Source organism: Azotobacter vinelandii CA (assembly GCF_000380335.1).
GTDB lineage: Bacteria > Pseudomonadota > Gammaproteobacteria > Pseudomonadales > Pseudomonadaceae > Azotobacter > Azotobacter vinelandii.
This window is the reverse complement of sequence record NC_021149.1, coordinates 1,697,010-1,705,757: the sequence shown is the minus strand read 5'-3', so window position 1 is coordinate 1,705,757 and position 8,748 is coordinate 1,697,010. Positions and strand designations below refer to the sequence as shown.

Here is an 8,748-nt window from a genome sequence, read left to right as displayed (position 1 = left end):
TCAGCCCTCCAGTTCGGCGGCGACCCGCTCCCTCACCCAGCGGGCCAGGGCACCCAGGTTGGCCTGGGCTTCGCCCTTGCCCACCGGCCAGGCGCCGCTCAGGTCCAGATAGGCCCAGCGATCGCTGCCGTCGGCATAGACGCCGGCCAGTTTTTCCTCGTGCCCGGCCAGTTCGGCCACGGACAGGCTGCTCAGCGCCTGGTCGTGGCCGGGACTGATCGGCTTCTCGAAGGCGTTGGCCAGATTGAGCGGGTTGGCATGGCGCAGGCAGACGCCGACGAAGGCCGGCAGGTTGTGGGCGGCGAAGCTGTTCTGCTTGCCGGCGGGAATGGCGCGCACCTTGGCCTGGGTGAAAGCCTCCAGCGCCGCCAGGGTCAGTTCGCGGTCGCCCTGCAGGTTGCTCAGGAGCTTGTGGGCGTCGACCACCGCATAGCGGTAGAAGGTCGCCGAGTTGAACTCCACCTGGCCGATCATCCCGGCGCCGGTTTCCTCCGGAGCGCCCTCGTCGTCCACCGCCGTGAAGTAGTCGAACTCGCGCTCGACGCGGTGCGTACTGATCGCGTGGGCGACCTGGCAGGCGGCGTCCTGGTTGACTTCCGGCAGGTCGGCGAGCATCCGCCCGAACAGCGCCACGTCTACCGCCTTGCCGCCATCGAGCAGGGCCTTGGCCTTCTTCACCAGTTCGGCGGGCGCGCTGGCCCTGGCTTCCTTCTTGCCCTTCTTCTCGCCGCCGGCCTGCGCAGCGGCCAGTTCGTCCCAGTGTTGCTCGATCAGTGCGGCGAAACCGGCGATCTCGCCCTCGCCGAGGAACAGCAGGTATTCGGTCTTGCCATCGTCCTTGAGCTTGAGGCCGGCGGCGCCCAGGGCGGTTTCGATCCTGCGTCGGGCCTCCTGCGGATCGCGATGCTCCAGACGCTCCAGCAGGAGGCCCAGCAGCTTCTTGGTCCGCACGCCGCAATGTTCCGGCGCCACCAGTTCGTGCGCCTGCGCCGCCAGGCGGATCGCCCGCTTGAAGCACTGGCTGCTCACCCGTGCCCGGCGGTAGCCGCCGAACAGCGCATCCTTGGGCGCGCCGGTGTCGTCGCGGTTGAGATTGGACGGAGCGAAATTCTGGATCAGGTGAAACTCGACGAACAAGGTCATGACATCCCTCTCATTGGCTGACTGCAGAATGTTCCGGCTCGAAAGCCAGGGCGCCGTAGAAGTCCCGCGCCCAGCGCTGGCGGATACGGTCGCGGATCTCCGGGTCCAGGCGCGGGTTCAGCCAGAAACCGAGGTCCCGGAGCAAGGCGGTGTAGTCCAGGCCGATATCCTCGGTCGCCAGCAGGCTGACCGCCTGGCGCAGATAGTCGGGCAGGTTCTCGGCATCGGCGCCGAGCAGGGCGATGAAGCGCTTTTCGATGCTGCCGCCACCGCCACTCATGCGACGACGCTTCTCGAACAATTCGCCGAAGCTCGCCGCCAAGCTGCGGGGCGCAGGGTGCGGATGACGGGCGAACAGCCCGGCGACCACGTAGAACGCCAGGCGTCGCGGGTCCTGGGCATGGCTGCCGGTCCGGACGAAGCGTTCGACATAAGGATAGGCCGGCGGATAGGCGCCCGGGGCGAAGCCCTGGCTGCGGCGCAACGCGGCGATGGCCGCCGGATCGTGTTCGTGCAGCCCGCCCAGGTGCGCGATGAAAGCCTGTGCAGATCCGTTCATGCGTGAGCCTCCTCGGATTTTTCCGGATTCGGAACGGTCGGCCGCAGGTCGCGCAGCAAGGCGCGGAAACGCGGCCAGACGCGGGCCTCGGCGCACAGCGCCAGCGGCGACCGGCCGAGACTGCGGCACAGGACTTCCCAGCAGGCTTCGGCCGCCTGCAACAGGCTGTCCGACCAGTAACGGCCGGCGCCCTCCCCGTCGCCCTCGGCGAGGCGCCGGAACAGGCCCGGCAGGGCGCGCTCGACGCCGGCGAAGAAGACGGCGGCCGAGGCGCCGGCATCCAGCATGGCGCGCGCCCTGGCCCGAGTATCCTTGCCGCGCGGATCGGCCATGGTCTCGGCCAGCATGCCGGTGGCCAGGCTGCGGATCCGCTCGTGCAGCGCCTCGGCGCGGCGCACCTCGGCGCGCAGCAAGCCGGCCAGGCCGGCATCGGCCAGCAGCACGGCCGGCAGGACGATCCGCTCGCAGCGCCAGCGCAGGAGCTTGGCCTGATCGCTGGCGAGTCCGGCGATCAGCAGGGATTGCTCGCCGCGCGAGGCGCCCAGGAAGATCTGCAGGTTGGCGGCCCAGCCCAGGATCGCCGCCGGCTGGGATACCTTGCCTTCGGGATCGGGCAGCAGCGCCGGCAGATCGCGCCAGAAGGCCCTCCCCTCGGTGAAACTCATCCGTACGAGCGTGTCTTTTCCAGCGCGATAGCTGGCCATGGGGTCGGGCGCATGGGGATCGTCGCCCAGGGCGATCCCGGCCGCGAAGCGCAGCCAGCGCACATGCCCCTCCTCCGCCTCCAGCAGCAGGACCGCACGACTCCGGCGGGTGTAGCGGTCATTGGTACCGCTGGCCGGCGCGGGCGCGGCCAGCAGGTCCCGACGCTGCGCCGGCGCGCGCTCCCAGGCCGGCGGATCGTCCCGGTCCGAGGCCGGGTGCAGGGCCAGGCAGAGGGTTTGCTGCAAGGTCGCGCCCACCGGCAGAGCCGCCGCGCTGTTGGCCAGGGGACCGGCCTTGTCGGAGTCGCGCAGCGTCTTGACCAGACCGCCCGGCGTGAACTGCAGGAACCCCAGCAGGGTGCGCAGGGCCTGGGCCGGCGTCACCGGCGCGGGCGACAGATCGCAGGAATGGTCGAACACCACCGGCGCATTGCCATTGGCGCTGCCCAGGGAAACCTGCGTCCAGGGCTTCTGTCTGTCGCGGGTTTCCTCGATGGAGGCCAGTGCCGCCACCTGCATGAACGGCTGCTCGGGATGGAACAGCCAGAACCGTTCGCGCCAGTGCTCCAGGTAGTCGCGCAGCGCATCCCGCGGCAGCCCCTCGCGGTACCAGCGGGCGCGATCCCTGTCCTTCCAGGAGCCATGGCTGCGGGTCAGCGCCCGATGAGTGATGGCCAGGAGCAGCCGGTATTCGGCGATCAGGCTCGGCGGCGCGGTTTCCGCCAGGGCGGCGATTTCGCCGGCACGCTCGAAGAGTTCGAGCAGCCCGACATCGCGGACCCGGCCATCGGCGAAACGCACCGGCAGCCAGGGTTCGTCGAGCAGGTTGTAGCCTGGGGTCATTTATCAGTCCTCGGGTTGAATGTCGGCCTCGGCCGACTCATAGACCAGTCCCAGGTGCTCATCCAGACGCAGGACGAGCCTGTCGATGACGTGGCAGCCATCTTCCAGCAACAGCGGTTTCAGATGTCCGAGCAACGGATGCCCGGCGAAGGATGGCGGAGGCTCGACGCCGGCAAAGTGACTCACGACAAGCCCGTGACTGCATTTCATCCGGCGGCCATGGAGTTGGCGGGCCAGGAAATCGGACAGCGGCAGCGACGGATCGAAGGCTTCGCCGTCCGGCCGCAGGCTCCAGCCGTCCGGCACCCGGTATACCGGCACCAGGGCGACGGCGGCGTCGCCCAGGCGCGTGCGCTTGGTCAGGCCCGGCCCCTCGCCCTCCTCATTGCCGCGCGGCTTGTCGAGATAGGCGTTCTGCGGCGCCGCGGATGGGTCGATGGCGATGTTCAGCGCCTTCTGCCGCTCCTCTTTCAGACGGGCGAGATACTCGCCATGGATTTCGACTTCGATACGCGCCCGTACCTGCGCATCCAGGTCGTCCGGCAGCGGCGCGTCGCCATAGACCGCCTGCACCAGCCGGTCGATGTCCCATGGCAAGCGCAGACCCGTCTCGCGGGACAACAGGGCCCAGGTGCGACCGAGGAGGTAGGGCTCGTAGACGGTCTTCTCCAGTCCGGGCAGGCGCCGCGGGTCCAGTCCGGCGACGAACAGCCGGGCCCCGGCATGGGCCGGCACCCTGGCCCGCCGATGGCGGTGCAGGCGTCCGGCGCGCTGCAGGATCAGGTCGACCGGTGCCAGGTCGGTGATCAAGAAGTCGAAATCGATGTCCAGGGATTGCTCGGCGACCTGGGTGGCGATCAGCAGGCACCGGCCGGGACGCGGCCGGTCGGTGCCGGCGTTGCCGAACGCCTCCAGCACCTGCCGCTCCCGCATGCCGCGCTCGTCGGCCGGGAAACGGGCATGGAACAGGATCAGCCGCACCTCTTCGTCGAGCCGCGGCTGCAGGCGGCGGTAGAGTTCCTGGGCACGCGCCACCGTGTTAACGATCAGCGCGCCATGCCCGCCGCCGTCGAGCAGACGCAGGGCGCAGGCGGCCAGATCGTCCAGGTCCTCGTCGAGGCTTTCCAGGGCGATCGGCGGCAACGGCCGGGAATCGAAGGTCGTGGCCCGCAAGCCTCGGCCGTCCGCCAGCAGCAGGCGCGGATAGGGCAGCTCCGGCACCCGCTCCGTCGCCACGCCCCAGGCTTGCAGCAAGGCATTTCGCCGCTGTTCGGGCAGGGTCGCGCTCATCAGCACCACCGAGCTACCGAGCGCCCTGAGCCAGCGCAACAGGGACTCGATCAGACCGCCGGTGTAGACGTCGTAGGCATGCACCTCGTCCAGTACCACCACCCGGTTGGCCAGGCCCCAGAGGCGAACGAAATGGTGCTTGACGTTCAGGGCGGCGAACAGCGCCTGGTCGACGGTGCCGACGCCATAGGGCGACAGCAGCGGACGGCGGCGCTGGGAGAACCAGGCGGACGAGGCGATGCTGTCGTCCGTCCCGCCGTGGATGTCGCGCAGGCGCTGTACCCGTTCGTCCAGCGCGGCGCCGCCGTGCACCAACTGAATGTCCAGCGGCTGGCGATCCAGCGGCTGGCGGTCCAGCGGCTGGCGGTCGTCGAAGCCGCGCAGGAAGGTCAGTGCCCGGTCGAACAGGGCATTGCCGATCGCCTGGGTCGGCAGGGCGACATACAGGCCGCGATGGTCGTTGGCCGCTTGCAGGCGCAGGTGGGCGAGAAAGGCCAGCTCGGTCTTGCCCTCCCCCATCGGCGCCTCGACCAGCAGCAGGGACGGCCCCCGCGCCTCGCTCAACAAGCGATCGCCCTCGACCTGCAGGGAACGGGCGGCCACGCCCTCGCGGCGAACGATGCGGCCGAGCAACTCGTCCGTCGTCGCCGGCTCCCGCAACAGGGCGCGATGAGGACTCCAGCCGATCTCTTCCAGAGCCTTGGCGGCGAGCTTCCCGGCCTGGCGGAAATGCCCGGCGAGCGAATCCTCCCGCTCGCCGGGCGGGAACCAGTCGGGATCGGATGCGATCCAGTCGGCCACGCTGGTCAGCCCGGCCAGCCAGGCCACGGCGGGCAGCGGCAACTCGTCGGCCGCGGGTACGCCTTCGGGGGCCAGGGCCTGCCAGTAAGCCTCGAACAGTGCCTGGCGCGCCGGGGCCCAACCCGGTGCCTCGAGCGCCGGCACGGCCGTGCGGATTTCCGGAACGCTGGGGTTGTAGCCGTGGTGCGCACCGATCGCCTGCAGCACGCCCATGATCCAGCCCGGCTCGGCACCTTGTGCCGGCAGATGCCGCCAGAGCAGGGCCGCGCCGGCGCAGGCGTGATCGGTGACGCGCAGGGAAGGTTCGGCGAATCCCAGGCCATGCGCCTCGTCACGCTCCCGCCCCGCCGGCCACTTGGCCTGGAAACCGGGAATGGCCTTGCCGAAATCGTGCAACCCCGCCAGCGCGGCGACATGCCGGGAAAAAACGGACTCCGGCAAGCCGAACTGCGCGGCGAAGCATTCGTGCGTGGCTGGCGGCTCGCGTTCCAGAAGCGTCTCGGCGACAGCCGCCACGTCCAGCATGTGCGCCAGCAGGCCATGCCCTCCCGGCTCGCCGCTCTTGGCCCAGAGCGCGCGACTGCAGGCAGGCAGTTCGGAAAAGCGTGTCGTGGTCATTCTTGAGCCCCCGTAAAGGCAAATAGCCATTAACCGAGAGATCAAGCTAGAGCATTTTTAGAAAATACGAATTCGACATACAGGGGTTGCTCTTCCTGGTCATTTCGGTTCTCCTCTCCCGCTCGGACAAGGAGACCAGAATGGCTCGGGCATACAGTGCGGACCTTCGCCGGCGCGTCGTCGAGGCGGCCATGGGCGGGCTGTCGGCTCGGCGGGCCGCCGAGCGATTCGACGTCGGCACGGCGACGGCGATCGTCTGGGTACGGCGCTTCCGGGAAGGCGGGGAACTCGTCGCCCGCCGACAGGGCAAGCCCCGGGGCTTGCGGCTCGATCCCCATGCGGACTACCTGCTCGGCCTGCTCGAGCAGACCCCCGACCTGACGCTGGCCGAACTCGCCGCGACCCTCGAACGGGAGCGTGGCGTCCGTGTCAGCCTGGCGACGGTGTGGACGTTTCTCGACCGGCACGCCATGACGTTCAAAAAAAGACGGCGCATGCAGCCGAGCAGCAACGGCCGGACGTCCAGGCAGCCCGACAGGGATGGATCGAGGAGCAGTCCGGTTTCGATTGGCGCAAGCTGATCTTCGTCGACGAAACCGCCGCTTCGACGAACCTGGCCCGCCTGCGGGGCTGGGCCCCTCGCGGCGAGCGCTGCCGGGCCGCGATCCCCCACGGCCACTGGAAAACCACGACCTTTACCGCCGGCCTGCGCGTGGACGGGCTAACTGCTCCGCTGGTGCTCGATGGCGCCATGAACGGCCCGGTCTTCCTGGCCTATGTCGGGCAGGTTCTGGTACCCGAACTGACGCCCGGCGATATCGTGGTGATGGACAACCTGCCGGCCCACAAGGTGGCGGGGGTACGCCAGGCCATCGAAGGCGCAGGAGCCACACTGCGCTACTTGCCACCCTATAGCCCCGACCTGAACCCGATCGAGATGGCCTTCTCCAAGCTCAAGGCACTGCTGAGAAAGGCGGCGGCGCGGACCGTGCCGGAGCTGTGGCAGAGCATTGGCGAGGCGATTGCGCAGTTCTCTGCACAGGACTGCAGGCACTACTTCGAGGCCGCCGGATATGAATCAGGATAAGGTAAAAATGCTCTAACCACAAGGCTGACCAGCGATAAAAGGTTGGTTTTAAAAACAGGTAAACAAACGCAACGGATCAGTCGAAGGCTGCATCCCAGGATCTACCGGTCCCAGGTGATTTTCATAGCCTACAATCGGACCTCGAAAGTTGCGCGGCTGCGCCCCGTCCCGGTATATGCCCGATTTGTAGACATAACCAAACCGGCAATTACGGACAGACAGGTGAACTCCGGTCGAGGCTACCCGCGCCCGCCCGCACACCGTCGGTCCGATGACGGGCGGATCGCCGACGGGACTCGTCTCTTCTTCAAAACAGCGAGATCGGATAATTCACGATCAGCCGGTTCTCGTCGTAGCTGGTGTTGCTGCCCCAATCGGCGCGCCGGCTGGCGTTGCGCCAGCGCAGGGACAGGTTCTTCAGCCTGCCGCTCTGCACCACATAGGCCAGCTCGTTCTCCCGCGACCACTCCTCGCCGTCGCTGACCGTCGCGGTGTGCACGTTCTTGCCACTGACGTAGCGGCTCATGAAGATCAGTCCCGGCAGGCCGAGGGCGGCGAAGTCGTAGTCGTGGCGCAGTTGCCAGGACTCTTCGCGGGCGTTGTCGAAGCTGGTGGTGAACACGTCGTTGGGCAGCATGCTGCCGATGGTGCCGTTGAGGCGCAGCCAGCGGTCGTCACCGCTGAGCCGCTGGAAAGCGAAGGTGAAGGTGTTGGCGCCGGCCTTGAGGGCGAACAGGCCGGTCAGGGTCTTGTTGTCCAGATCGCCCGCCTCGCCCCGACCATCCTCCTCGCCACTGAACAGGCCCAGCCGCGAGGAGAGCGACCAGTTCTTGCCCAGCGGCTGGAGATGCCGGATCTCGAAGTAACGCTGCTTGTAGATGTCCTCCAGTTGGCCGAACCAGGCGCCGAGCGTGGTCCGGCTGTCGTTGAAGCGGAATTCGACGCCGGCGAAGTTGTAACGGTCCGAGGTGGCGCCGGACGACGAACCGTGGAGCGACATGTTTTGCAGGCTGGCGTCGTCGCGCGGGCTGTTGGCGCGCATCTGGCCGGCATGGAAAGTGACGCCGGGAATTTCCCTGACCGTGAGCAGGCCGCCCTGAAAGGTCTGCGGCAGCACGCGGGCGTCGTTGGCATTGAGGATCGGCAGCGCCGGGCTCCATTCGCCGATCTTCAGTTCGCTCCCGGAAAAGCGCAGCTTGCCGGCCACCGCCACGCGGCCGAAGTCGTCGGCCGGGCGGCCGTCGTCGTGGATGGGGAGCATTTCGTTGCCGGCGGTGCCCTTGCCGCCATCGAGCTTGATCGCCCACAGGCCGCGTACATCGACGCCGAAGCCGAGCGGCCCTTCGGTGTAACCCGATTGCAGGTCGAGGATGAAACCCTGGGCCCATTCCTCGCGTTTGCCCTGGGTGGCGCGGTCGACCATGTTGCGGTTCATGTAGTAGTTGCGCAGGCTCAGGGTCCCCCTGGCATCCTCGAAAAAACCGGCCTGGGCCGTGGGCAGCAGGCCCGCGAGAGCCAGGACCATGACAGGCGAGTATCGGAGCGAAAAGTACGGTTCGGCGTTCTTCATTTGTTCTTGTTACCGGTGAAGATCGGTGGAAAAGGCGCAAAAGAGGGCCCCTCCGCGACGGCGGAAACGTTCCACGAAGGGGAAACTCCGGTGACGGCGGCCGGCGCGGACCGCTCCCGCGAGAAAGCGGCAT

The 8,748-nt window shown here is 68.0% G+C and carries 6 protein-coding genes; 1 reads left to right on the top strand and 5 read right to left on the bottom strand.

The genetic code is table 11. From position 1 onward, the window contains the following. Genes cas7e through AVCA_RS07845 form a run of 4 tightly spaced genes read right to left on the bottom strand, consistent with a single transcriptional unit; the run spans window position 1 to window position 5,958 of the window. A complete protein-coding gene (cas7e, locus tag AVCA_RS07860; RefSeq protein ID WP_012700343.1) occupies window positions 1-1,143 on the bottom strand; it encodes a type I-E CRISPR-associated protein Cas7/Cse4/CasC in 1,143 nt (380 codons plus the stop codon). A gap of 10 nt (window positions 1,144-1,153) precedes the next feature. Continuing rightward, the gene (gene casB / locus AVCA_RS07855) at window positions 1,154-1,702 is read right to left on the bottom strand and encodes a type I-E CRISPR-associated protein Cse2/CasB (protein ID WP_012700342.1); all 549 of its coding nucleotides are present in this window, start codon (window positions 1,700-1,702) and stop codon (window positions 1,154-1,156) included. Continuing rightward, window positions 1,699-3,249 carry a type I-E CRISPR-associated protein Cse1/CasA gene (casA, locus tag AVCA_RS07850; RefSeq protein WP_012700341.1) on the bottom strand — a complete coding sequence of 517 codons (1,551 nt, stop codon included), beginning with the start codon at window positions 3,247-3,249 and terminating at the stop codon, window positions 1,699-1,701. The genes casB and casA overlap by 4 nt, the downstream gene beginning before the upstream one ends. Before the next feature lie 3 nt (window positions 3,250-3,252). Continuing rightward, window positions 3,253-5,958, bottom strand: a complete 2,706-nt coding sequence (locus AVCA_RS07845; protein ID WP_012700340.1) for a CRISPR-associated helicase/endonuclease Cas3 — start codon at window positions 5,956-5,958, stop codon at window positions 3,253-3,255. A gap of 140 nt (window positions 5,959-6,098) precedes the next feature. Between AVCA_RS07845 and AVCA_RS07835 the strand changes: the two genes are divergently transcribed. After that, a protein-coding gene (locus AVCA_RS07835; RefSeq protein ID WP_407919053.1) for an IS630 family transposase occupies window positions 6,099-7,045 on the top strand; the annotation gives its coding sequence in 2 pieces (ribosomal slippage) (window positions 6,099-6,444 and window positions 6,444-7,045; 948 coding nt in all). Window positions 7,046-7,352: 307 nt separating this feature from the next. Here the strand turns inward: AVCA_RS07835 and AVCA_RS07830 are convergent. Next, complete coding sequence (locus AVCA_RS07830; protein ID WP_012700337.1) at window positions 7,353-8,570, bottom strand: OprD family porin; 1,218 nt, start codon at window positions 8,568-8,570, stop codon at window positions 7,353-7,355. Window positions 8,571-8,748 lie beyond the last annotated feature (178 nt).

Coding starts and splice junctions, on each gene's coding strand:
- AVCA_RS07845 (WP_012700340.1), bottom strand. CDS start 5,958: ATGACCACGACACGCTTTTCCGAACTGCCTGCCTGCAGTCGCGCGCTC.
- casB (WP_012700342.1), bottom strand. CDS start 1,702: ATGAACGGATCTGCACAGGCTTTCATCGCGCACCTGGGCGGGCTGCAC.
- cas7e (WP_012700343.1), bottom strand. CDS start 1,143: ATGACCTTGTTCGTCGAGTTTCACCTGATCCAGAATTTCGCTCCGTCC.
- AVCA_RS07830 (WP_012700337.1), bottom strand. CDS start 8,570: ATGGTCCTGGCTCTCGCGGGCCTGCTGCCCACGGCCCAGGCCGGTTTT.
- casA (WP_012700341.1), bottom strand. CDS start 3,249: ATGACCCCAGGCTACAACCTGCTCGACGAACCCTGGCTGCCGGTGCGT.